This window comes from Streptococcus sp. HMSC074B11 (assembly GCF_001808705.1).
In the GTDB taxonomy this organism is placed as follows: Bacteria; Bacillota; Bacilli; order Lactobacillales; family Streptococcaceae; genus Streptococcus.
This window is the reverse complement of sequence record NZ_KV794273.1, coordinates 95,713-120,840: the sequence shown is the minus strand read 5'-3', so window position 1 is coordinate 120,840 and position 25,128 is coordinate 95,713. Positions and strand designations below refer to the sequence as shown.

The window sequence follows — 25,128 nt, the reverse complement described above, 5'->3', positions numbered from 1 at the left end:
AAAGACATTTCTCCATACATGGTTGATCAGTAAGAAATCAACTAGAAAAGGTTCATACATATGTCACGTCAAACACCGTCCCTCTCATTTGAAGTTTTCCCTCCAAACCCAGCAGTAGGCAATGACAAAATTATTGCAGCCCTGAAAGATATGCAGGACTTGGCCCCACACTTCATCAGTGTGACTGCCAGCAATAATAAATTTAATATCAAAGAGACGACGGTTCGTTTGGCTGATTATATCCAAAATGACTTGGAGATTCCAACCATTGCTCACTTGCCAGCCATTTACTTGACCAAGGATAAGGTGGCTGAGACCATTGCGGATTTGGATAAGGTGGGAGTACAGAAAATCTTGGCCCTTCGTGGAGATATCATTCCAGATGTTGAGCCTCAAAAAGATTTCCGTTATGCGACAGACCTGATTGAATTCATCAAGGAGCAGGCCCCACACTTTGATATCATTGGTGCTTGTTATCCTGAGGGACATCCTGATTCGCCAAACCAAATCTCAGATATTCAAAATCTCAAGAAAAAAGTGGATGCAGGCTGCTCAAGTCTTGTAACTCAGCTTTTCTTTGACAATGAGCGTTTCTACGATTTCCAAGACAAGTGTACCTTGGCTGGGATTGATGTGCCCATTCATGCAGGAATCATGCCAATCCTCAACCGTAACCAAGCGCTTCGTCTCTTGAAGACTTGTGAGAATATTCATCTTCCACGTAAGTTTAAGGCTATCTTGGACAAGTATGAGAATGACCCTGAGTCACTCAGAGCAGCAGGACTTGCCTATGCCGTGGACCAAATCGTGGACTTGGTAACGCAAGACGTAGCAGGCGTGCATCTCTACACCATGAATAATGCAGATACTGCTCAGTACATTCACCAAGCAACCCATGCCTTGTTCAATCATCAACCTCAAGGATCATAATCAATAAACCATTCCTCTTTTCATAGAGGAATGGTTCCTTTTTAATAGAAAAGCCAGCACTTTTTAAGAAAAATATGATAAAATAGACTCTGTACGTACTTGATACAAAGATGAGGGTATAAAATAATACAATGCATTCAAACTGCAAGGTTTAGCGACACGAGCGAGTCAAATCGATATTATTTGACGAGGGAGTTAGTAAAGCATTTAGCTAATCGCCTAATAGCGGTTAGCGTGAAAGGTTTAGATGTTTTAGCATCAAACCTTTCTGATGACTAACGGTAGGAAGAGCGACACGAGCGAGTCAAATCGATATTATTTGACGAGAGAGTTAGTAAAGCATTTAGCTAATCGCATGATAGCGATTAGCGTGAAAGGTTTAGATGCTTTAGTATCAAACCTTTCTAATGATTTGTATCTTGATTTTTGTAGGCAAGGCGTATAATATTATCAATCCAAAGGGGATTAAAATGACAAAACAAGTGTTTCAAACGACTTTTGCGGGTCGTGAGTTGATCGTAGAGACTGGTCAGGTTGCTAAGCAAGCAAATGGCTCTGTTGTCGTGCGTTACGGTGAGTCAACTGTCTTGACGGCAGCTGTCATGTCTAAGAAGATGGCAACTGGGGATTTCTTCCCCCTTCAAGTCAACTACGAAGAAAAAATGTATGCAGCTGGGAAGTTTCCTGGTGGCTTTATGAAACGTGAAGGACGTCCTTCAACAGATGCGACTTTGACAGCGCGTTTGATTGACCGTCCGATCCGTCCAATGTTTGCGGAAGGTTTCCGTAATGAAGTGCAAGTGATCAACACTGTGCTTTCTTACGATGAAAATGCATCTGCACCAATGGCAGCTATGTTTGGTTCATCCTTGGCCTTGTCTATCTCAGATATTCCATTTGATGGCCCAATCGCTGGGGTACAAGTGGGTTATGTTGATGGGGAAATCGTCATCAATCCTACTCAAGAACAAGCAGAGCAATCGCTTCTTGAATTGACAGTAGCTGGTACAAAACACGCTATCAACATGGTAGAGTCAGGTGCCAAAGAATTGTCAGAAGAAATCATGTTGGAAGCTCTTCTTAAAGGACACGAAGCTGTCAAAGAATTGATTGCCTTCCAAGAAGAAATCGTTGCGGCAGTCGGTAAGGAAAAAGCAGAAGTAGAATTGCTTCATGTAGATGAAGAATTGCAAGCTGAAATCATCGCAGCCTACAACAGTGACCTTCAAAAAGCGGTCCAAGTAGAAGAAAAATTGGCTCGTGAAGCTGCAACTCAAGCAGTGAAAGACCAAGTCACAGCAGTTTACGAAGAAAAATATGCTGACCACGAAGAATTTGACCGTATCATGCGTGATGTGGCTGAAATCTTGGAACAAATGGAACACACAGAAGTACGCCGTTTGATCACAGAAGACAAGGTTCGTCCTGATGGTCGTAAGGTCGACGAAATCCGTCCTTTGGATGCGGTTGTTGACTTCGTTCCACGTGTGCACGGTTCAGGTCTCTTTACTCGTGGACAAACTCAGGCCCTTTCTATCTTGACTTTGGCGCCAATGGGTGAAACGCAAATCATCGATGGTTTGGATCCAGAGTACAAGAAACGCTTTATGCACCACTATAACTTCCCACAATACTCTGTAGGGGAAACAGGTCGCTACGGTGCGCCTGGTCGTCGTGAAATCGGTCACGGTGCTCTCGGTGAGCGTGCTCTTGCTCAAGTATTGCCAAGCTTGGAAGAATTCCCATACGCGATCCGTCTAGTAGCAGAAGTGTTGGAATCAAACGGTTCTTCTTCTCAAGCCTCTATCTGTGCGGGAACACTTGCCCTTATGGCTGGTGGTGTACCAATCAAGGCGCCAGTAGCTGGTATTGCTATGGGTCTCATCTCAGATGGAAATAACTACACAGTCTTGACAGATATCCAAGGTTTGGAAGACCACTTTGGAGACATGGACTTTAAGGTTGCAGGTACTCGTGACGGGATTACAGCCCTTCAAATGGATATCAAGATCCAAGGGATTACTGCAGAAATCTTGACTGAAGCTCTTGCCCAAGCCAAGAAAGCTCGTTTTGAAATCCTTGACGTCATCGAAGCTACTATTCCAGAAGTTCGTCCAGAATTGGCTCCAACTGCTCCGAAAATTGATACCATCAAGATTGATGTGGATAAGATTAAGATTGTCATCGGTAAAGGTGGAGAAACCATCGACAAGATCATCGCTGAAACAGGCGTTAAGATTGATATCGACGAAGAAGGAAATGTGTCTATCTACTCGAGCGACCAAGCTGCCATTAACCGTACCAAAGAAATCATTGCTGGTTTGGTTCGTGAAGCGAAAGTGGACGAAGTCTACCATGCCAAAGTTGTTCGTATCGAGAAATTTGGTGCCTTTGTCAACCTCTTTGACAAGACAGATGCCCTCGTACACATCTCTGAAATGGCTTGGACACGTACCAATAATGTAGAAGATTTAGTTCAAATTGGTGATTTTGTAGATGTGAAGGTTATTAAGATCGATGAAAAAGGTCGTGTAGATGCTTCTATGAAGGCACTCTTGCCACGACCGCCAAAACCTGAACGTTCAGAAGAAAAAGGGGATAAAGGTCCTCGTCATGGCGATCGTCCTCGTCACCACCACAAAGACCACAAACCTAAGAAAGAAACTACAGAAACACCAAAAGACTCAGAATAAGAAAAGGAGAAATGTATGGGATGGTGGCGTGAAACCATTGATATCGTAAAAGAAAATGATCCAGCGGCTCGCACTACCTTGGAAGTCTTGCTGACTTATCCTGGTGTCAAAGCCTTGGCTGCTCACCGTCTCTCTCATTTTCTCTGGAAGAATGGCTTTAAGCTTTTAGCTCGCATGCATAGCCAGTTTTGGCGTTTTTGGACTCAGATTGAGATTCACCCTGGAGCTCAGATTGAATCAGGTGTCTTTATCGACCATGGGGCAGGACTTGTGATTGGGGAGACAGCCATTGTTGAAAAAGGGGTTCTTCTCTACCACGGGGTAACTCTTGGTGGGACAGGGAAGGATGTTGGCAAACGCCATCCGACCGTTCGTAAAGGAGCTCTCATCTCTGCTCATGCTCAAGTCATTGGTCCTGTAGAAATCGGTGAAAATGCCAAAGTCGGTGCTGCAGCAGTTGTCGTAGCAGATGTTCCTAGTGATGTAACAGTTGTCGGTATTCCGGCCAAGATTGTCCGAGTTCATGGGCAAAAGGATGAACCAACCATTCACGAAGTTGAAGTAAAACGGGAATACTACGTCAATAAACTTGAGCAGGCGAGAGATGCCAGTCATAGATCGTCAGGTTTGTAGAGGATATCTATATGATTCAAGCAAGAAACAAGTTAAGCCAAGAGGAGTTATCTGAGGCGAAAAAACTAATTAACTGTTGCCAAAACTATGACGGTACCTATCGTGATCCCTATCTCTCTAACATGCTTAATTTTGACCCAAACATGCCCGCCTTTTTCCTTTATTACGAAAAAGGCGAACTTGTTGGCCTATTAACGGTTTATGCAGATGATCAAGATGTGGAAGTGACAATACTGGTTCATCCAGATCATCGCCGTCAAGGAATTGCGCGTGCATTGTTTACTAGTTTTGAGAGAGAAACAGCTTCTTTTCCGATTCATTCAGTCACTTTTCAGACAGAGCGTGTTTTTCTAGACCGCCATCTTGATTTTGTTAGCAACTGGGGACTGGTTGAGGATGAAGAGACAGAAACTTGGTTAGGTAAGGATAGAAGACCTTATCCGTTAGCAAAACTTTCCAATCTTGAAGTTTTGTTAGCAGATTGTTCGTATCAGGATCAAATTAGTCAGTTAAAATTTCAGGTATTTTCAGAGGAGCATGAATCTAGAGAAGTTGTGGATAGATATGTCGCTGAAGCTCTGAAAGATCCAGAAAGTCGCTTATATATTTTATTAAAAAACGGCCAGGTTATTGGAACTTGCACGGTTGATTTATCAAGCGATACGAATTACTTCTACGGTTTAGCAATATCGGAACCTGAACGTGGAAAAGGCTACGGAAGCTATCTAGCAAAATCCCTTGTCAACAAACTGATTGAGCAAAATGACAAGGAGTTTCAGATTGCCGTGGAAGATAGCAATGTAGGAGCCAAACGTTTGTATGAAAAGATTGGCTTTGTTAAACAGACCCAGGTGGTTTATCTGAATGCGAAAGAGTAATAAATGCTATTAGAAGAATTTGAAAATGTGCCTGCTGTTATAGAGCCAACTAATCGAAGCCTCCTTAGTGGTGGAGAAATCTGTGATACCATTATCTTGTCTTTTAATGGAGAAATCCTTGAACGAGTAAAGCAGATAGATGGTGTCTACGAAGGTGGTTATCTTACCAATCTAAATGGCAAACTGCCATGGTATATCTATGAAAAAGATGGGAGTAAGATAGCAGTTTCTATGGCTCTTATTGGAGCTCCAATGGTTGTTGGACTCTTAGAAGAACTCAAAGCAAGAGGATTTAAGAACTTTATCGTTTTAGGATCTTGCGGAGTTCTAGACCAGTCTATTCAAGCAGATAAGATTATCCTACCAAGCTCGGCTTTACGTGATGAAGGTACTAGTTATCACTATGCTCCAGCAAGTGATGAAATAGTCTATGAGCAATCTTTACTCTTAACTATGGAAAAAGCCTTGGATAAAGCTGGCATTGAGCATATTCGAACAAAGTCTTGGACCACAGATGCCTTCTATCGTGAGACAGCTGCTAAAGTCAAACGAAGACTAGCAGCAGGAGCTAGAGTTGTAGATATGGAAGCTTCAGCTATCATGGCCTGGGCCCAATATCGACTAGCCAATGTCTATCAGTTTTTCTACACAGCTGACTATGTCGACCATCAAAATCACGAATGGGATGCTAGACGCGAGGATAGAAAAGCGGATGCTATGACTTTCTTTGAGATAGCCCTAGTTATTGCTCAAGAGTTAGTTGACTAGTCTTTACGATAAATTCGAAACAAGAAAGGAAGGGAGCCTAACGGAAAACATAGCAATAAAACTTCCGTAGTGACTCCCTTCATCTTTTTACTGTATTCTTCTTTTATGTTTAGAAAGGAGCAAGGAAATCCGATTTGTGACAGGCAATCGGACTAAAATTTAGTTGAACAGTTAGTTATGAAAATATCTGTTTATGAATTTTAGCTTTCCTGACTATTATTTTATGATTAAAATCTATGACACCATGTCTCGTGATTTACGAGAATTTGTCCCGATTACAAAGGGAGAGGTTCTCATGTATGTCTGTGGGCCAACTGTATACAACTACATTCACGTAGGGAATGCCCGCTCGACAGTAGCCTTCGATACCATTCGTCGCTACTTTGAGTACCGTGGTTATGAGGTTGCCTACATTTCCAACTTTACCGATGTAGATGACAAGATTATCAACCGAGCCAAGGAAGAAGGCATCACACCTCAAGAAGTAGCGGACAAGTACATTGCTGCCTTTCGTGAGGACGTGACGGCTTTAGGCGTGAAGCCTGCAACTCGTCATCCTCGTGTAGTCGAGTTTATGGATGATATTATTCGTTTTGTTGTTGATTTGATTGAAAAGGGCTATGCTTATGAGAGTCAAGGAGATGTCTATTTCCGTGTGGAAAAATCTCATAACTATGCTAAGTTAGCTAATAAAACACTAGAAGACTTGGAACTAGGTGCTTCAGGTCGTACAGATGAGGAAACAGTTCGCAAGGAAAACCCTGTAGACTTTGCTCTTTGGAAATCTGCTAAACCAGGTGAGATTTCTTGGGACAGTCCTTGGGGACCTGGACGTCCAGGCTGGCATATCGAATGTTCGGTCATGTCAACGGAGATTTTGGGTGATACCATCGATATTCACGGTGGTGGAGCTGACCTTGAGTTTCCTCACCATACCAACGAAATTGCCCAGTCTGAAGCTAAAACAGGCAAGACCTTTGCCAACTACTGGATGCACAATGGTTTTGTCAATATCGACAATGTCAAGATGTCTAAGTCTTTGGGGAACTTCATTACGGTACACGATGCTCTCAAAACTATCGATGGTCAAGTGTTGCGTTTCTTCTTTGCGACCCAGCACTATCGTAAGCCAATCAACTTTACGGAAAAAGCAGTGCGAGATGCAGAGACCAATCTCAAGTATTTGAAGAACACGTACGAGCAACCATTTACTGGAACTGTAGATGCGGGGGAGTTGCAAGCTTTTAAAGATAAGTTTGTAGCTGCCATGGATGAAGATTTCAATACAGCTAACGGAATCACCGTTGTCTTTGAAATGGCCAAGTGGATCAACTCAGGAAACTATGATGCGGCTGTCAAGGAAACTCTTGCTGCCATGTTGGAAGTCTTTGGAGTGGTCTTTGTTGAAGAAGTTTTGGATGAAGAGATTGAAGCCTTGATCCAAAAACGTCAAGAAGCACGTGCAAATAAAGACTTTGCAACAGCTGACCAAATTCGTGACCAACTAGCTGCACAAGGGATTAAATTGCTTGATACCAAGGATGGAGTGAGGTGGACACGTGATTGATGTCAATCTCATTAACGGGATTGCTCTAGCCTTTGAAGGAGATGCGGTTTATTCTATGTATATCCGTCGCCATCTCATTCTCAAAGGCATGACCAAACCCAATAAACTTCACCAAGAGGCAACCAAGTATGTGTCGGCCAAGGCTCAGGCACACTTGATTTCCCTCATGCTGGAAGAAGAAGTCCTAACGGAAAAAGAGGAAGAAATCTATAAACGGGGCCGCAATACCAACAGTCATACCAAGGCTAAGAATGCGGATGTGGTAACCTACCGTATGTCCACGGGTTTTGAAGCGGTCATGGGCTATCTTCATATGACAGAAAATGTGGAGCGCCTCGAAACCTTGATTTCTTGGTGTATCCAAAAAGTGGAGGGCTAGAAATGATTGCAAAAGAACTACTGGATTGGTTTCCTGATGGTAAAATCTTAGATCAGCCAGTTGATAAAGAGGGTTATCTAAGTCTACCTCTGTCAAATTATCAGTGGCTTTTGCTTGAGGAAGCTAGTCTTAGCGAGCGTGAAAAACAACTGGTGGCTCTCTTAACCAAACAGGAGCAAACCATTTCCCTCAATCCCTGGTATAGTTATCTCATTGAAGGCAAAGGACAGGCACCGCAAAACTTTAAAAAATTGCAGCTTGTCTATTGTCACCTATCCTATTTCCAACAGGAAAATTTAACGTCTTGGTTAGAGATGATGGGAACCCTCTTTCCAAATTGTCAAACAGTGCTTCAGGTGGGAGCGCAGGATTACATTTTTGTTCTCCAACAGGATAAGTACACATCCGTTCGCTCTATCTTGATGGATACCTTGGAAGCCGTAGAATATGACTTTGGAGTACGTTTATCCATCATGTTAGGTCAGGTCTGGTCACAAACTGGACATCAGGCTCTGTCAGATCTCATCAAAGCAGAACGTGACTTGTTCAAAAACTGGTGGCGACAAGGACATCAAGGATTTCATACTTTTTCTCAACTCTATCTGTGGAGTATGGGTGAAAGAATTGTGGATCTCCTAGTTATCAAAGAATATCTGCATCAGATGATTGTGGACCAGGATCAGATTCAGGAAATCATCCTTTCACTGTGGGAAAACAGTGCAGTCCTGACTAAAACAGCACAGCAGCTCTATCTGCACCGCAATTCTCTCCAATATAAGATTGATAAGTGGGAAGAACTGACAGGACTGCAGTTGAAAGAATTGACTGATTTGACCTTGTGTTATCAGTTGATTTTACCAGATATTATTTAAAGTTTTGTGCAAGTTGCACAGAACTTTTTTATTTTTTTGGTCACCTTGCCATAGAAATGTAAAGCGTTTTCATCTATAATAAAACTATCAAATGACAAAAGGAGTTCACCGAAATGGTAGAATTAAATCTTAAAAATATTTACAAAAAATATCCAAATAGCGAACACTACTCAGTTGAAGATTTCAACTTGAACATTAAAGACAAAGAGTTCATCGTTTTCGTAGGACCTTCAGGATGTGGTAAATCAACTACTCTTCGTATGATTGCAGGTCTTGAAGACATCACAGAAGGTACTGCATCTATCGATGGCGTGGTTGTCAATGACGTAGCTCCAAAAGACCGTGACATCGCCATGGTATTCCAAAACTACGCTCTTTACCCACACATGACTGTATACGATAACATGGCTTTTGGTTTGAAATTGCGTAAATACAGCAAAGAAGACATCGACAAACGTGTACAAGAAGCAGCAGAAATTCTTGGTTTGAAAGAATTCTTGGATCGTAAACCAGCTGACCTTTCAGGTGGTCAACGTCAACGTGTTGCCATGGGTCGTGCGATCGTCCGTGATGCAAAAGTATTCTTGATGGACGAACCTTTGTCAAACTTGGATGCTAAACTTCGTGTATCAATGCGTGCTGAAATTGCTAAAATCCACCGTCGTATCGGAGCTACAACTATCTACGTAACTCACGACCAAACAGAAGCGATGACACTTGCAGACCGTATCGTTATCATGTCAGCAACTAAAAACCCTGCTGGTACAGGTACTATCGGACGTGTTGAACAAATCGGTACTCCTCAAGAAGTTTACAAAAACCCAGTGAACAAATTCGTAGCAGGATTTATCGGAAGCCCAGCTATGAACTTCATCAATGTTAAATTGAACGGTGACCGCATTGTTGCTGACGGATTTACTTTGAAAGTTCCAGAAGGTGCTTTGAAAGTTCTTCGTGAAAAAGGCTACGAAGGTAAAGAATTGATCTTCGGTATCCGTCCAGAAGATGTGAATGCAGAACCTGCTTTCCTTGAAACATTCCCAGAATCAGTTGTGAAAGCAACAATCTCTGTATCAGAATTGCTAGGTTCAGAATCTCACCTATACTGCCAAGTTGGTAAAGATGAATTCGTTGCAAAAGTTGACGCTCGTGACTACTTGCAAGCTGGTGCAACAGTTGAACTTGGATTTGACTTGAACAAAGCTCACTTCTTCGATGTAGAAACTGAAAAAACAGTTTACTAAGATAGATTTGAATCAATGAGCACTACTAGATTTTTTCTGGTAGTGTTTTTTTATTAAGTTTAGCAAACTCTTACAGAAGAGGCTTTTCTAGTTTTCATATCCTCAAAAAAGTGTTAAAATGGTAGGAAGAATTGGAGAGTATGCATGCCAAAAGAAGTAATTTATTCAGGCGATGAAGTTGTCGCTTTAACGCAAAAATATTTATCGAAAGAAGATGTGGCTTTTGTCCATAAGGCCTTGGTTTATGCTGTTGAATGCCATAGTGGCCAGTATCGTAAATCAGGTGAGCCCTACATTATTCATCCCATTCAGGTAGCTGGAATTTTGGCTAAACTCAAGTTAGATGCTGTTACAGTTGCCTGCGGTTTTTTGCATGACGTGGTAGAAGACACAGAAGCTACCTTGGATGACTTAGAGCGTGAGTTTGGCCATGATGTTCGAGTGATTGTGGATGGTGTTACCAAACTTGGTAAGGTTGAGTACAAGTCTATCGAAGAGCAGCTGGCTGAAAACCACCGCAAGATGCTTATGGCCATGTCAGAGGATATCCGTGTTATCTTGGTCAAACTTTCTGACCGTCTGCACAATATGCGCACCCTCAAACATCTTCGTAAGGACAAGCAGGAGCGTATTTCTAGAGAAACCATGGAAATCTATGCACCGCTTGCTCACCGTTTGGGGATTTCAAGCGTTAAGTGGGAACTAGAAGATCTCTCTTTCCGCTATCTCAATCCAACTGAATTTTACAAGATTAGTCACATGATGAAGGAAAAACGTCAAGAACGCGAAGCCTTGGTCGATGAAGTTGTGACAAAACTTGAGGAATACTCTTCTGAGCGCCATCTTACAGGGAAAATCTATGGCCGTCCAAAGCATATCTACTCTATTTATCGCAAGATGCAGGATAAGAAAAAACGCTTTGAAGAGATCTACGACTTAATTGCCATTCGTTGTATCCTAGACACTCAGAGTGATGTCTATGCTATGTTGGGATATGTCCATGAGCTTTGGAAACCAATGCCTGGACGTTTTAAGGACTACATTGCCAACCGTAAGGCCAATGGTTACCAGTCCATCCATACAACTGTTTATGGGCCAAAGGGACCTATTGAATTCCAGATTCGAACCAAGGAAATGCATGAGGTTGCTGAGTACGGTGTTGCGGCTCACTGGGCCTACAAAAAAGGAATCAAGGGTCAGGTTAATAGCAAGGAATCTACCATTGGAATGAATTGGATCAAGGAGATGATGGAGCTCCAAGATCAGTCCAATGATGCTAAGGATTTCGTAGAGACGGTCAAAGAGAATTATCTGGCAGAAGAAATCTATGTCTTTACTCCAGATGGGGCGGTTCGTTCACTTCCAAAGGATTCTGGACCGATTGACTTTGCCTACGAAATCCATACAAAGATTGGGGAAAAAGCAACAGGTGCTAAGGTAAATGGTCGTATGGTTCCCTTGACTACCAAGCTAAAAACGGGTGATCAGGTTGAAATCATCACCAATCCAAATTCCTTTGGACCAAGTCGTGACTGGCTCAACATGGTTAAAACCAGCAAGGCTCGTAACAAAATTCGTCAGTTCTTTAAGAACCAAGACAAAGAATTGTCCATCAATAAAGGACGTGAAATGCTGATGAGTCAATTCCAGGAGAATGGCTATGTGGCTAATAAATTCATGGACAAGCGTCATATGGATGAAGTTCTCCAAAAAACTAGCTATAAGACAGAGGAAGCTCTCTTTGCGGCTATTGGATTTGGGGAAATTGGTGCCATCACAGTCTTTAACCGTTTAACTGAAAAAGAGCGCCGTGAGGAAGAACGCGCCAAGGCCAGGGCAGAAGCTGAAGAGTTGGTCAAGGGTGGCGAAGTCAAGGTTGAAAACAAGGAAACCCTCAAGGTGAAGCATGAGGGTGGTGTTGTCATCGAGGGAGCCTCTGGTCTCTTGGTGCGGATTGCCAAATGTTGTAACCCTGTTCCAGGTGATGATATCGTCGGCTACATTACTAAAGGTCGTGGTGTTGCTATCCACCGTGTTGACTGTATGAATCTTCGTTCGCAGGAAAACTACGAGCAACGTCTATTAGATGTTGAGTGGGAAGATCAATTCTCAAGCAAGGAATATATCGCTCATATCGATATTTACGGTCTCAATCGTACTGGACTTTTGAACGATGTTTTACAGGTCTTGTCAAATACAACTAAAAACATCTCAACGGTCAATGCCCAGCCTACCAAAGATATGAAATTTGCGAATATTCACGTTTCATTTGGGATTTCTAACCTTTCAACTCTGACAACGGTAGTTGATAAGATTAAGAGCGTACCAGAAGTCTACTCTGTTAAACGGACCAATGGTTAAGTTGGGGCGATAGATCTAGAAAGGCTATTATGAAAATCATTATTCAGAGGGTCAAAAAAGCCCAAGTTAGCATTGAAGGTCAGGTATATGGACAAATCCAGCAGGGATTATTACTCCTAGTTGGTGTTGACCCTGAGGATCAAAAAGAAGATTTGGATTATGCAGTGAGAAAACTTGTCAATATGCGTATCTTTTCAGATACCGAAGGCAAGATGAATTTATCAGTCAAGGATATCCAAGGAGAAATACTCTCCATCTCTCAATTCACTCTTTTTGCCGATACTAAAAAAGGGAATCGCCCAGCTTTTACAGGTGCTGCTAAGCCTGATGTTGCAGAGGCTTTCTATCAAGATTTTAACCGAGAACTAGCCAAGGAAGTTCCTGTGAAAACAGGTATTTTCGGAGCAGATATGCAGGTGGAACTGGTCAATGATGGTCCAGTAACCATCATCCTTGATACCAAAAATAGATAAGAAAAACCAAGCCCGCTAGCTTGGTTTTTTGCTGATAAAGACTTTAGTTCATTTTTTCAACATAGAGTTGTTTGGCGATTTCGAGGCTGACTTGAAGTTCTTCATTGTTGTGAATCAGAGTAAAGGTATTAGAGAAGCCATCGAACTGCTTGACTTGGAGTTGTTCTCCAATATGGATGGCATGTTTTTCCAAATATTGGAGGATTTCAAAGCTATCATGAACTCTTGTCAGAAGGTAGTTTCCTACTTCTTTGATATCAGAAAGTGGCAGGTTATTAACCTCGACTAGAAGCTCACCCTTAGCAGGAATGGTTCCTCCATGGGGACAGGTCTTTGGAAAGCCTAACATACTCTCCAGTCTCTCCACAAAAAGGTCTGAAACTGTATGCTCTAATACCTCAGCCTCATCGTGAATCTGATTGCTGGTATAGTCTAGATGGTGAACTAGAAAGACCTCTATCAGTCGATGCTTACGATAAAGCTCAGAGACCAGCTTTAAACCAATATCCGTTAGTATATAGCCATTTTCTTTATTTTTTAATATAAGGTTTTCGGATTGCATGCGCTTGATCATCTCAGTTACCGCAGGAGGTGATACCTGCATCCGAGCAGCGATTTCCTTGTTGGTAATCTTAGGAACTTCCATGCCAATCTCATAAATACATTTTAAGTAATCTTCTTTATTTGGTGTCATTCGCATTTCCTTGGTTATTATCTCTATCTAGTATACCAAAAAAAGCTAGATTTCTCTAGCTTTCTGTCTTGTTACAAGTGGGCTTTCTTTTAGTCAAGCGACTTTGCTGCTTCAATGGCTGCTTCAAAGTTTGGCTCGGAATTGATATTGTCCACATACTCGACATAACGGATAATATTGTCAGCATCAAAGACAAAGACTGCGCGAGCAAGCAGATGCCATTCATTGATTAAGAGGGCATAATCACGTCCAAAGGAATGGTCGAAATAGTCTGAGAGCATGATGGCATTTTCAATACCTTCAGCACCACACCAACGTTTTTGGGCAAATGGAAGGTCCATAGATACCGTTAGGACAACAGTGTTATCCAAATTTGCCAACTCTTGGTTAAAGCGACGAGTCTGAAGTGAGCAGATGCCTGTATCGATAGAAGGGATGACACTCAAGATTTTTTTCTTGCCTTCAAAGTCAGCCAGTGTTTTTTTAGAGAGGTCAGTCGTTGTGAGAGAGAAATCAAGTGCCTTGTCGCCCACTTGTAGTTGTTTTCCTGTAAACGTAACAGGGTTTCCAAGGAATGTAGTCATAAGCTACTCCAATCTTTTTTCTTTCATTTTACATTAAATGTTCAGACTCTTCCAATAATTTGACCGGATTTTGAATCAAAAAAAACGCCAATTCAAGGTGACTGACGTTTTTAAAATGATTATTTAGCTAAACCTTCAGCAATCTTGTCAAGGTTGTATTTCATCATGTTGTAATAGCTATCGCCTTCTTTACCTTCTTCAGCGATTGAGTCCGTAAAGATTTGAGCATAGATTGGGATGTTTGTGTCTTTTGAAACAGTCTTCATTGGACGATCATCGACACTGGACTCAACAAATAGTGATGGGACTTTCATTTGGCGAAGTTTTTCAACCAAGGTCTTGATTTGGTCAGGAGTTCCTTCTTCTTCAGTATTGATTTCCCAAATATAGGCACTTGGGACACCGTAGGCTTTAGAGAAGTATTTGAAGCATCCTTCACTGGTTACGATGAGTTTTTTCTCAGCAGGAATATTGTCGAATTTAGCTTTAGCTTCCTTGTCAAGTTTGTCTAGCTTATCAGTATATTCTTTGAGATTTTTTTCGTAAAATTCTTTGTTGCTAGGGTCTTTAGCGCTCAATTGTTTTGCGATGTTTTTAGCAAAGATGATCCCATTTTCAAGGTTGAGCCAAGCGTGTGGGTCTTCTTTGCCTTTTTCGTTTTGACCTTCAAGGTAGATAACATCAACGCCTTCGCTGACTGCAAAGTAGTCTTTGTTTTCAGTTTTCTTGGCATTTTCTACCAATTTTGTAAACCAAGCATTTCCACCTGTTTCAAGGTTGATACCGTTATAGAAAATCAAATCAGCTTGAGAAGTTTTCTTGACGTCTTCAGGTAGTGGTTCGTATTCGTGTGGGTCTTGACCAACAGGAACGATACTGTGAAGATCAATCTTGTCACCAGCAATATTTTTAGTAATATCAGCGATGATTGAGTTTGTGGCAACAACTTTTAGTTTTTGACCAGAAGCTGCATCTTTTTTTCCACTAGCACATGCTACAAGAGCAATGACGGAAAGAAAGAGAACGAGTAATGTACCTAATTTTTTCATTAGATCCTCCAATTTATTGGGGCTTTGCCCCTTATTTTAACAAATGTTTATTTTTCAGTTTCAAATATCGTTGTTTTGGAGCGATAAAGAAGCTAATGAGAAAGAAACTAGCAGCTGTAAGCACGATACTAGAACCTGCCGCAACGTTAAAGCTATAGCCGATAAAGAGTCCCAAAACTGAAGCTGTAGCTCCAAAGGTTGAGGAAAGGAAAATCATACTTTTCAGGCTATTAGCATACAGATAAGCAGTTGCAGCTGGGGTAATCAGCATGGCTACAATCAGGATAGTTCCGACACTTTGCATGGCTGTCACAGACACGAGAGTTAGGAGTACCATGAGTAAGTAGTGATAGAAATTGACAGGCATTCCCATGGCTTTAGCCAAGAGTTCATCAAAGGACGTTATCAAGAGTTGCTTGAAGAAAATCCAGATTAACAAGAGAATGGCTGCCCCTACACCCATAGTAATAAACATATCTGTATCTTGAACAGCAAGAATATTACCAAAAAGGATATGGAAAAGGTCAGTTGAACTTTTAGCGACACTAATCAAGATGATACCGAGGGCTAAGAAAGAAGAAAAGGTAATGCCGATGGCGGTATCGCTTTTGACAATCGAGTTTCCCTTGATGTAGGTAATGATGATAGCAGCTAGCAGTCCAAAGACAATGGCTCCGATAAAGAAGTCAATGCCCAAGATGAAGGAGAGGGCTACACCTGGTAAGACAGCATGTGAAATGGCATCTCCCATGAGTGACATCCCACGTAGAATGATGAAACATCCTACAGCTCCAGCTACGACCCCGATAACAATAGCTGTTATCAAGGCATTTTGTAAGAAATGGAATTTTTGCAATCCATCGATAAATTCTGCAATCATAGGTCACCTCCATTGAAAAAGAGTCGATTACCGTAAGCTTCTTTGAGATTGGCTTGGGTAAAGGTTTCTTTGGTCGGACCAAAAGCAATCACTTCTCGATTGACAAGCAAGACTTGATCGAAGTAGTTGGGAACCTTGCTGAGGTCGTGGTGGACGATGAGAACCGTCTTCCCAGCTTTTTTCAGATCTCTCAGCGTATTCATGATGATTTCCTCACTGACTGAGTCAATCCCAACAAAGGGTTCATCTAAGAGGATATAGTCGGCTTCCTGCACCAAACATCTGGCAATCAAGACCCGCTGGAACTGACCTCCAGACAGTTGACTGATTTGACGTTCAGCGTAGTCAGCTAGGTCGACGATTTCAAGGGCCTCTTGCACTTTCTTCCAATGTTTAGCATTTAAACTTCGAAAGAGAGGAATAGAGGGAAATAGTCCTAACGAGACGCATTCCTTGACCTTGATGGGAAAGTTGTAGTCAATATGAATTTTTTGCTCGACATAGGCAACTCGATGTAAGGATTTTTTAACTTCCTTGTCATCGAGAAATGCCTGACCTTGATGTGGGATAATTCCCAGCATACCTTTTAATAATGTTGATTTCCCAGCGCCGTTTGGACCGATGATTCCGGTAATCGTTGGTCCTTGGAGCACTAGTGAAATATCCTTTAGTGCCAACGTTTCTTTGTAGGAGACACTGAGGTTTTCGATACGTATCATATAGTTGTATTCCTCCTGGATTTTAATATACCTTAATTTTATTTTTAAGTCAAGTTAATTTTGGTAAAAATTTAAAATATTAATGATGAAATCAAATAGGAGGAGGCGGCATTTTTAATTGCATTCCCCAGGGATTTTTGCTAAGCTAGGAATAAGTGAAAATAGGAAAGCGAGAACAAGATGACACGTTATCAAGATGATTTTTATGATGCTATAAATGGTGAGTGGGAAAAAACTGCCGTCATTCCAGCTGATAAATCGAGAACAGGTGGTTTTATCGACCTTGACGAAGAAATTGAAGAGTTGATGCTAACGACAACCGACAAATGGTTGGCAGGTGAAGATGTGCCAGAAGATGCTATCTTGGCAAACTTTGTCAAGTACCATAGTATGGTCAGAGATTTTGACAAACGAGAAGCAGATGGAATCAAACCAGTCCTTCCTTTGCTTAAGGAATACCAAGATTTGAAAAGTTTTGCGGATTTTGCAAGTAAATTGGCTGAATTTGAGCTAGCTGGCAAACCAAACTTCCTTCCATTTGGAGTATCACCAGACTTTATGGATGCTAGAATCAATGTTCTTTGGGCTAGTGCTCCAGGAACAATCTTGCCAGATACAACCTACTACGCGGAAGACCATCCACAGCGTGAGGAATTATTGAACCTTTGGAAAGAAAGTACTGGTAATCTCCTCAAAGCCTATAACTTCTCAGATGAAGAAATCGAAGATTTGCTAGAGAAACGATTGGAATTGGACCGTCGCATCGCAGCTGTCGTCCTTTCAAACGAAGAGAGTTCAGAATACGCCAAACTCTACCATCCATACTCTTATGAAGATTTCAAAAAATTTGCGCCTGCCCTTCCATTGGATGACTTTTTCCAAGCAGTGATTGGGCAAGTACCTGACAAAGTCATCGTAGATGAAGAGCGTTTCTGGCAAGCAGCAGAGCAATTTTATAGTGAGGAAACTTGGCCTTTGCTCAAGGCAAGCTTGATTTTGGGTGTAGTCAATCTTTCAACGAACTATTTGACAGATGAGATTCGTGTCTTGTCAGGTGCTTATGGACGTGCCCTTTCAGGAGTTCCAGAAGCCCAAGACAAGCGCAAGGCTGCTTACCACTTAGCGCAAGGACCATTTAAACAAGCCCTCGGCCTTTGGTATGCCCACGAAAAATTCTCTCCAGAAGCCAAGGCAGACGTAGAGAAAAAAGTCGCGACCATGATTGACGTTTATAAGGAACGTTTGGCAAAAAATGACTGGCTAACTCCTGAAACACGAGAAAAAGCCATTGTCAAACTCAATGTCATCAAGCCTTATATCGGTTATCCAGAAGAATTGCCAGCTCGCTATAAGGATAAGGTAGTGGATGAATCTGCTAGCCTCTTTGAGAATGCCCTAGCCTTTGCGCTTGTGGAAATCAAGCACAGCTGGAGCAAGTGGAATCAGCCGGTTGACTACAAGGAGTGGGGAATGCCTGCTCATATGGTCAATGCCTACTACAATCCACAAAAGAACTTGATTGTCTTCCCAGCTGCTATTTTACAGGCGCCATTCTATGATTTGCATCAGTCATCTTCTGCTAACTACGGTGGGATCGGTGCAGTTATCGCCCATGAAATTTCTCACGCCTTTGATACTAATGGAGCTTCCTTTGATGAAAATGGTAGCCTCAAGGATTGGTGGACTGAGAGCGACTATGCAGCCTTCAAAGAGAAAACTCAGAAGGTTATCGACCAGTTTGACGGCCAAGAATCTTACGGCGCAACGATTAACGGTAAATTGACCGTATCAGAAAATGTTGCTGACCTAGGAGGAATCGCTGCAGCGCTAGAAGCTGCTAAGAGAGAGCCAGACTTCTCAGCTGAAGAATTCTTCCATAACTTTGCGCGTATTTGGCGAATGAAAGGCCGTCCAGAGTTGATGAAACTGATGGCTAGCGTTGATGTGCACGCCCCAGCTAAACTCCGTGTTAACATCCAAGTGCCAAACTTTGATGACTTCTTTACAACCTATGATGTCAAAGAAGGCGACGGCATGTGGCGTTCACCAGAGGACCGTGTGATTATTTGGTAATACAAAAACCAAGGATGATTGTCCTTGGTTTTTATGTTTTAGAAAAATGGATTAAAGGTTTTTTCGTGAGCGATGGTAGTAGCAGGTCCGTGCCCTGGATAGACATCGTAGTTTGGGAGAGTAAAGAGCTGGGTTTGGATACTATGAAGGAGTTGTTCCATACTACCAGTTGGCAAATCTGTTCGACCAATGGTTTCTCGGAAAAGGGCATCACCCGTTAAGACCAAGTGCCCATCTGGAAAAACAAATGAAACTCCTCCGATAGAGTGGCCTGGAGTTGGTAATACAGTGAAGCGGAACTCCTCAATCTGGTATTCTTCATGAAAGACAAAGGTGTGTTCAGCCGGTTTGCAGATGACATCCGCCATATCGTCGTGTCGAGGAAGGCCAGAAAGATTGTCGACAGGAGTAAAGAGCCAAGCAGCTTCGCTTTCTGCCACATATACGGGAGGATTTCCGAAAGTATCTCTGACCAAGTCTAGACTCATAATATGGTCGTAGTGGGTATGGGTCAAGAGGATAGCGCAGACTGGTTTATTGATGGTCTCGATAGTCTTGCGAATAGCCTCCCAATGGTTACCCGGATCAACAACAATCAGGTGTTGGTCTCCTTCAAGATAATAAGTATTTTCATAGGCAACAGGGTTCACAGTTTTGTGGATTTTCATAGGATTTCCTCTTTCAAAGCATTTACTCCTACTAGTATAACACAGAAGAATAAAATAAGAAATCAATAAAAAAGTCCCTTCAGAGAAGAGACCTTGTTCTTGATTAAAAATGATTTTTCCAGGCATGGAAACGAGCATCCAGCAGGAGTTGTGTCAGATTTTTTAAGATTTCAACTTGCTCAGGCTCTAGAGTCTGAGCTTGAGAAACAAGTTGTCGAACATGGTCAATAGCATTTTTAGAAGACAGTTCATTAATGGAGCTGATTCCAGATTCTAGAATGGTACCAAAGAAGAGATCAAAGTAGAGTTCTAGTTCTTCATCGGGCACACTATCCACCCATTCTTTGAGAGTGTCTTTGATTTGGAGACTTTCGCTACTGATGGCCTCTAGTTGGACAAAGTGGTGTCCCTCTGTCAGCCAACTAAAGGTACTGTGTTGGGCGATACCGCCGAGAGCTGTAGACTTGACGACGATAGGTGTATCAGGGACTTCTAGCATCATGCCAATGACAGATCCCTGTGGGACATAGCGGCGAATTTTTGGAATAACATCTTGATAACCAGTGGTTTCAGTCAGATGAGCCTGCAAACCAGGGGCATCGTAGGTATAAATCGCAGATATCTTTTCCTGCAATTCAGGTTGGATTTGACTAGCAGCATAGATGGCTAGATTCCCACCTTTAGAATGTCCAGCAAGCATGACTTTTTGTTTTGGATGTTGGGTAAAGAAATCCTCTAGGTATTCAAGAGCGTGCCTTTGGGCAGGGATTTCCTTCATGTAAGTCATATGGAAATCTTCCTTCCAGCCAATAATACTGTCGTCTGTGCCACGAAAGACAATGAGATAAGTATCTAGGTTCAGACGATAGGTCATAGCAGCGAACTGCTTTTGAAGTTCTGTGTCGACCTCGTTGACAAAATTAGAAAGTTTGCTATTTTTAAAACGTTTGTGTTGGGATAACTGATCGAGGAGCTGAAGTCGTTCTTTATTGGTCAACATGGTACTTTCTCGAGGGACACGTGTTGCAACATCGCTTAAACGATTGACAGGCTGGTCCAATAGATTATCAAAAGAAAGATAGGTCAGCTCTGTCAAGGCAAGTATATCTAGTTCATTTAAGGGAATATCATAAAAAGAATCGTATTGAACGTCAGTTAGGTAGTCAAAAATATTGGCCATGAGAATTCCTTTCTTAACTTTTATCATATCAGATTTACATCAATTTCGCTAGTAGTGAGAAGAATTTTGCTATAATATAGAAAAAGGAGGAGCAGATGCACAAGATTTTACTAGTAGAAGATGATCCAGTTATTCGTCAGCAAGTTGGGAAAATGCTCTCCGAATGGGGTTTTGAAGTAGTTATGGTAGAAGACTTTATGGAAGTTCTGACACTATTTGTTCAATCTCAACCTCATCTGGTTCTCATGGATATCGGCTTGCCTCTCTTTAATGGTTATCACTGGTGCCAGGAGATTCGCAAGATTTCCAAAGTTCCTATTATGTTTCTGTCATCAAGAGACCAGGCTATGGACATCGTTATGGCTATTAATATGGGGGCAGATGATTTTGTGACCAAGCCTTTTGACCAGCAGGTACTGTTAGCTAAGGTACAGGGGTTGTTGCGTCGTTCCTATGAGTTTGGAAGGGATGAAAGTCTCCTAGAGTATGCTGGAGTTATTCTCAATACCAAGTCTATGGATGTGCATGTCAATGGAAAACCTATCAGTTTAACAAAGAATGAATTTCAGATTTTGCGGGTTTTATTTGAACATGCGGGAAATATCGTAGCGCGTGATGATTTGATGCGGGAACTCTGGAATAGCGACTTTTTTATCGACGACAATACCTTGTCTGTTAATGTCGCTCGTTTGCGTAAGAAATTGGAGGAAGAAGGTTTGATTGGTTTTATCGAAACTAAGAAAGGGATAGGGTACGGATTGAAACATGCTTGAACTTAAAAGTTTTTTTCTAGCTTATATCCGTTCGCGTAGCCGTTTTTTTGCTTTTATTCTGTTATTGACGGGTCTCATCTTTCTTTTTGATGTCCTATTTGTTAGTCAAGTGCCCTACTTTAACTATTTCTTCTTTCTATCTACATTTTTGACATTTTTGTTTTTGGTCTATGATTTCTTGATAGAATTGCAACGTTATCGTAAGGAATTGCTCTATGGCGAAAGAAAAGCTAAGTCACCAATGGAAGTCCTTCTAACTGAAAAATTAGAGAAAAGTGAATCTGAACTCTATCAAAAGAAATCAGATGCTGAAAACCGCTATAATGATTTGGTGGACTACTATACTCTCTGGGTGCATCAGATAAAAACACCAATTGCAGCCAGTAAACTCCTTGTAAGTGAGGTGGCAGATCGCCAACTGAAACAACAGTTGGAGCAGGAAATTTTTAAGATTGATTCCTATACCAATCTCGTACTCCAATATCTACGCTTAGAAAGCTTCCATGATGATTTGGTGTTGAAGAAAGAAAATATAGAAGATTTGGTCAAGGAAGTCATTCGCAAATATGCCCTTTTCTTTATCCAGAAAGGTCTAAGTATTAATCTGCATGACTTAGACAGGAGCATTGTGACGGATAAAAAATGGCTGTTGGTAGTTATTGAACAAATCCTTTCAAATAGCCTCAAGTACACAAATGTAGGTGGAATTGAAATCTACATGGAAGGTCAGGAACTTTGCATTAAAGATACTGGGATTGGTATCAAAAATAGTGATCGGTTGCGAGTCTTTGAACGTGGATTTTCAGGATATAATGGTCGAATGACCCAGCAGTCATCTGGACTTGGGCTCTATCTAACCCAGAAAATCAGCCAAGAATTAGGACATCAAATTCAAATAGAATCCGAGCTTGGGCAAGGAACAACTGTGAGGATTAAGTTCTCTGAAGTGAATTTACTGATTGAATGAAAAGAATTGTGAAGAGCTTGGAAGAAACCTTTCAAGCTCTTCTTTAGACCTTGATATGGTGAGAAAAACGGCTTCAATTAGATAAAAAATGTAATCTTACAAAAATGTAAGATTAAAGGCCTCTTTTGTAAGGTTATGTTATGGCAAGCCATCTTTTTTTGGAGTAAACTTAGAGCATAAAGAAAAAGGAGAGAAACCATGAAAACAATTTTACAAAAGAAACAAACAAGTAAGCCGAGTCCAAAGGATATCGAGCGAGTTCAGCTTGGCATCGAAATGATGCAAGCTCAGTTTCAATTAATGGGATATTAAAAAGGAGAAGTTAAAATGACACTATTAGATGTAAAACACGTTCAAAAGATTTATAAAACTCGCTTTCAAGGCAACCAAGTAGAAGCCCTGAAAGATATTCACTTTACCGTTGAAAAAGGCGACTACGTTGCTATCATGGGTGAGTCTGGTTCTGGTAAATCAACCCTACTCAATATTCTTGCTATGCTTGACAAGCCAACGCGTGGGCAGGTCTTCCTAAACGGAACTGACACAGCTACCATTAAAAATACTGAAGCATCAAGCTTCCGTCGTGAAAAGTTAGGTTTTGTCTTCCAAGACTTCAATTTGTTAGATACGCTTTCTGTTAAAGACAATATCTTACTCCCTTTGGTATTGTCTAGAAAGCCTATTACAGAAATGATGAAAAAATTGGTCGTGACGGCCGAAAATCTTGGCATCAATCAATTGCAGGAGAAGTATCCTTATGAAATCTCTGGAGGGCAAAAACAACGGGTTGCAGTTGCACGGGCTATCATCACAGAACCAGAAATTCTTCTTGCGGACGAGCCAACAGGTGCCCTAGACTCTAAATCATCTGCAGCCCTCCTTGATATCTTTGATCAGATCAATGAACAAGGACAAACCATTCTCATGGTGACCCACTCAACAGCAGCTGCTAGCCGTGCAAAACGTGTTCTTTTCATCAAGGACGGTATTCTCTATAATCAAATCTATCGTGGTGAAAAGACGGATCGTCAGATGTTCCAAGAAATCTCTGACACCTTGACTGTTATGGCAAGTGAGGTGAACTAGTATGTTTCGATTAACCAATAAGTTGGCCATATCCAACTTAATTAAAAACCGCAAACTCTATTATCCGTTTGCTTTGTCTGTCATTTTGGCAGTCACTATCAGCTATCTCTTTTACTCCCTAGCCTTTAATCCTAAAATTGTGGATTTACGTGGTGCATCTGCTATTCAATTTACCCTACAACTAGGGCTTGTCGTTGTGACACTTGCATCTGCCATTATCGTGCTTTATGCCAACAGTTTTGTCATGAAAAATCGCTCAAAAGAACTGGGTGTCTATGGTATGTTGGGACTAGAAAAGCGCCATTTAATTGGTATGACCTTTAAGGAACTCTTGATATTTGGGCTACTAACAGTCACTGCTGGTATTGGAATTGGTGCCCTCTTTGATAATCTGATTTTCGCTTTACTGCTCAAACTTGCAAAGATGAAGGTAGAGCTGGTAGCCACCTTCCAATGGTCCGTAGTACTTTCAATCCTTCTGGTATTCGGTTTTATCTTTTTAGTCATCGTTTTCTTGAACGCTGTACGCATTATCCGTATGGATGCTCTGCAACTCTCTCGTGAAAAAGCAAAAGGTGAGAAGAAGGGGCGTTTCCTAGTTCTTCAGACACTTGTAGGGCTAATTACTCTAGGTGGTGGCTACTACCTAGCACAAAGCGTAAAAGATCCAGTTTCAGCGGTCTTAACTTTCTTCATAGCCGTTATGCTGGTCATTTTTGCAACCTACCTCCTATTCAATGCAGGTATTACAGTTTTCTTGCAGTTGCTCAAGAAAAACAAGAGATATTACTACCAACCAAATAACCTCATCTCTGTTTCTAACCTTATCTTCCGTATGAAGAAAAATGCTGTCGGATTAGCAACCATTGCCATCCTTTCAACCATGGTTTTGGTTACTATGTCTGCAGCTACTAGTATCTACAACGGATCTGAGAATATGAAAAAACTCATGTATCCTCACGATTTTGATGTTAAGGGACAAAATGTAGAAGTTGAGGATTTAGACAAGCTTTTGACTCAATACGCTAGCGAAAAGAACCTAACCATCAGCAATAAGGACGTCCTCAGTTATGCAAGTTTCGGTCTTTCTAGTCAAGACGGGACCAAATTAACCATCTTTGAAAAAGGGCAAAATAGTGTTATGCCCAAGACAGTCTTCTTAGTTTTCGACCAAAAAGATTACGAAAAGATGACTGGTCAGAAATTGAATCTCACTGGAAATGAAGTAGGGCTATGGGCTCGAAATGACCAACTTAAAGGACAGAAAGCATTTAGTCTGAACAATCAGAACTATACGATCAAGGAAGCAATCCAGCAGGATTTTGCTATGAATCATGTTTCAAATCAATATGTTCTCTTGGTATCGGATTATAACTATCTAGTTGTACCAAATCTTCAAAGCTTTTTGGAACAGTATCAGGATTCTGCCGTATACACTCAGTTCTACGGTGGTATGGATGTAACTGCTAGTCAAGAGGAACAGTTAAAGCTAACTGATGATTTTGATGCGTATGTGAACAATTTTAGTCATAATCTCAAGAGTGAAGATGCTATGGTTTATAATGGAACTACTAAAACTGATGCAATTGCTGAAATGAACGCTCTCTTTGGTGGAATTCTCTTTATCGGTATTTTCCTCTCTATCATCTTTATGATA

General features: G+C 41.4%; 23 protein-coding genes. 16 read left to right on the top strand and 7 right to left on the bottom strand.

Features of this window, described 5'->3' with window-relative positions:
• Positions 1-60 precede the first annotated feature (60 nt).
• The 11 genes from metF (at position 61) to dtd (ending at position 12,798) form a co-directional block, all read left to right on the top strand.
• Positions 61-930 carry a methylenetetrahydrofolate reductase [NAD(P)H] gene (gene metF, locus HMPREF2619_RS05535; protein ID WP_070459817.1) on the top strand — a complete coding sequence of 290 codons (870 nt, stop codon included), beginning with the start codon at positions 61-63 and terminating at the stop codon, positions 928-930.
• Between the two features lie 470 nt (positions 931-1,400).
• Positions 1,401-3,623 carry a polyribonucleotide nucleotidyltransferase gene (gene pnp, locus HMPREF2619_RS05530; RefSeq protein WP_070459814.1) on the top strand — a complete coding sequence of 741 codons (2,223 nt, stop codon included), beginning with the start codon at positions 1,401-1,403 and terminating at the stop codon, positions 3,621-3,623.
• A gap of 15 nt (positions 3,624-3,638) precedes the next feature.
• A complete protein-coding gene (cysE, locus tag HMPREF2619_RS05525; RefSeq protein ID WP_070459811.1) occupies positions 3,639-4,256 on the top strand; it encodes a serine O-acetyltransferase in 618 nt (205 codons plus the stop codon).
• A gap of 11 nt (positions 4,257-4,267) precedes the next feature.
• The gene (locus tag HMPREF2619_RS05520; RefSeq protein WP_070459809.1) at positions 4,268-5,134 is read left to right on the top strand and encodes a GNAT family N-acetyltransferase; all 867 of its coding nucleotides are present in this window, start codon (positions 4,268-4,270) and stop codon (positions 5,132-5,134) included.
• A 3-nt stretch (positions 5,135-5,137) separates the two neighbouring features.
• Positions 5,138-5,902, top strand: a complete 765-nt coding sequence (locus HMPREF2619_RS05515; protein WP_070459808.1) for a nucleoside phosphorylase — start codon at positions 5,138-5,140, stop codon at positions 5,900-5,902.
• A 223-nt stretch (positions 5,903-6,125) separates the two neighbouring features.
• The gene (gene cysS, locus HMPREF2619_RS05510; RefSeq protein WP_070460268.1) at positions 6,126-7,469 is read left to right on the top strand and encodes a cysteine--tRNA ligase; all 1,344 of its coding nucleotides are present in this window, start codon (positions 6,126-6,128) and stop codon (positions 7,467-7,469) included.
• A complete protein-coding gene (locus tag HMPREF2619_RS05505; RefSeq protein WP_045763483.1) occupies positions 7,462-7,848 on the top strand; it encodes a Mini-ribonuclease 3 in 387 nt (128 codons plus the stop codon). The genes cysS and HMPREF2619_RS05505 overlap by 8 nt, the downstream gene beginning before the upstream one ends.
• A gap of 2 nt (positions 7,849-7,850) precedes the next feature.
• The gene (locus tag HMPREF2619_RS05500; protein ID WP_070459804.1) at positions 7,851-8,720 is read left to right on the top strand and encodes a helix-turn-helix domain-containing protein; all 870 of its coding nucleotides are present in this window, start codon (positions 7,851-7,853) and stop codon (positions 8,718-8,720) included.
• Positions 8,721-8,833: 113 nt separating this feature from the next.
• The gene (locus tag HMPREF2619_RS05495; protein ID WP_070459801.1) at positions 8,834-9,964 is read left to right on the top strand and encodes an ABC transporter ATP-binding protein; all 1,131 of its coding nucleotides are present in this window, start codon (positions 8,834-8,836) and stop codon (positions 9,962-9,964) included.
• A gap of 144 nt (positions 9,965-10,108) precedes the next feature.
• On the top strand, positions 10,109-12,325 hold the full coding sequence (locus HMPREF2619_RS05490; protein WP_070459799.1) for a RelA/SpoT family protein: 2,217 nt from the start codon (positions 10,109-10,111) through the stop codon (positions 12,323-12,325).
• Between the two features lie 29 nt (positions 12,326-12,354).
• Positions 12,355-12,798, top strand: coding sequence for a D-aminoacyl-tRNA deacylase (dtd, locus tag HMPREF2619_RS05485; protein WP_070459797.1), 444 nt, complete (start codon positions 12,355-12,357; stop codon positions 12,796-12,798).
• Between the two features lie 43 nt (positions 12,799-12,841).
• Here dtd and HMPREF2619_RS05480 read toward each other — a convergent pair whose 3' ends face one another.
• The 5 genes from HMPREF2619_RS05480 to HMPREF2619_RS05460 form a co-directional block, all read right to left on the bottom strand.
• Positions 12,842-13,492, bottom strand: a complete 651-nt coding sequence (locus HMPREF2619_RS05480; RefSeq protein ID WP_070459794.1) for a metal-dependent transcriptional regulator — start codon at positions 13,490-13,492, stop codon at positions 12,842-12,844.
• Between the two features lie 89 nt (positions 13,493-13,581).
• Complete coding sequence (gene tpx, locus HMPREF2619_RS05475) at positions 13,582-14,076, bottom strand: thiol peroxidase (protein WP_070459791.1); 495 nt, start codon at positions 14,074-14,076, stop codon at positions 13,582-13,584.
• Between the two features lie 119 nt (positions 14,077-14,195).
• A complete protein-coding gene (locus tag HMPREF2619_RS05470; RefSeq protein WP_070459788.1) occupies positions 14,196-15,125 on the bottom strand; it encodes a metal ABC transporter substrate-binding protein in 930 nt (309 codons plus the stop codon).
• 31 nt (positions 15,126-15,156) lie between these two features.
• Entirely contained in the window at positions 15,157-16,005 is an 849-nt protein-coding gene (locus tag HMPREF2619_RS05465; protein ID WP_006148893.1) for a metal ABC transporter permease, read from the bottom strand.
• Positions 16,002-16,724: a metal ABC transporter ATP-binding protein gene (locus HMPREF2619_RS05460; RefSeq protein WP_006148892.1), complete on the bottom strand. Its 723-nt coding sequence runs from the start codon at positions 16,722-16,724 to the stop codon at positions 16,002-16,004. Before HMPREF2619_RS05460 ends, HMPREF2619_RS05465 begins: the two co-directional genes overlap by 4 nt.
• A 180-nt stretch (positions 16,725-16,904) precedes the next feature.
• On the opposite strand from HMPREF2619_RS05460, the gene HMPREF2619_RS05455 reads away from it, so the two are divergent.
• A complete protein-coding gene (locus tag HMPREF2619_RS05455; RefSeq protein WP_070459786.1) occupies positions 16,905-18,797 on the top strand; it encodes a M13 family metallopeptidase in 1,893 nt (630 codons plus the stop codon).
• A gap of 38 nt (positions 18,798-18,835) precedes the next feature.
• Here HMPREF2619_RS05455 and HMPREF2619_RS05450 read toward each other — a convergent pair whose 3' ends face one another.
• Both HMPREF2619_RS05450 and HMPREF2619_RS05445 read right to left on the bottom strand, forming a co-directional pair.
• Positions 18,836-19,465 carry an MBL fold metallo-hydrolase gene (locus HMPREF2619_RS05450; protein ID WP_060955487.1) on the bottom strand — a complete coding sequence of 210 codons (630 nt, stop codon included), beginning with the start codon at positions 19,463-19,465 and terminating at the stop codon, positions 18,836-18,838.
• A 103-nt stretch (positions 19,466-19,568) separates the two neighbouring features.
• Entirely contained in the window at positions 19,569-20,645 is a 1,077-nt protein-coding gene (locus HMPREF2619_RS05445) for a DUF2974 domain-containing protein (RefSeq protein ID WP_070459783.1), read from the bottom strand.
• Positions 20,646-20,740: 95 nt separating this feature from the next.
• Here HMPREF2619_RS05445 and HMPREF2619_RS05440 point away from each other — a divergent pair, with 95 nt between their 5' ends.
• The 4 genes from HMPREF2619_RS05440 to HMPREF2619_RS05425 all read left to right on the top strand — a co-directional run.
• Positions 20,741-21,418 carry a response regulator transcription factor gene (locus HMPREF2619_RS05440; protein ID WP_004251237.1) on the top strand — a complete coding sequence of 226 codons (678 nt, stop codon included), beginning with the start codon at positions 20,741-20,743 and terminating at the stop codon, positions 21,416-21,418.
• On the top strand, positions 21,411-22,385 hold the full coding sequence (locus HMPREF2619_RS05435; RefSeq protein ID WP_070459780.1) for a sensor histidine kinase: 975 nt from the start codon (positions 21,411-21,413) through the stop codon (positions 22,383-22,385). The genes HMPREF2619_RS05440 and HMPREF2619_RS05435 overlap by 8 nt, the downstream gene beginning before the upstream one ends.
• Before the next feature lie 327 nt (positions 22,386-22,712).
• Positions 22,713-23,471, top strand: coding sequence for an ABC transporter ATP-binding protein (locus HMPREF2619_RS05430; RefSeq protein ID WP_070459777.1), 759 nt, complete (start codon positions 22,713-22,715; stop codon positions 23,469-23,471).
• A gap of 1 nt (position 23,472) precedes the next feature.
• Positions 23,473-25,128 (top strand): ABC transporter permease (locus HMPREF2619_RS05425; protein WP_070459775.1); only part of this gene is annotated, 1,656 nt, incomplete at its 3' end.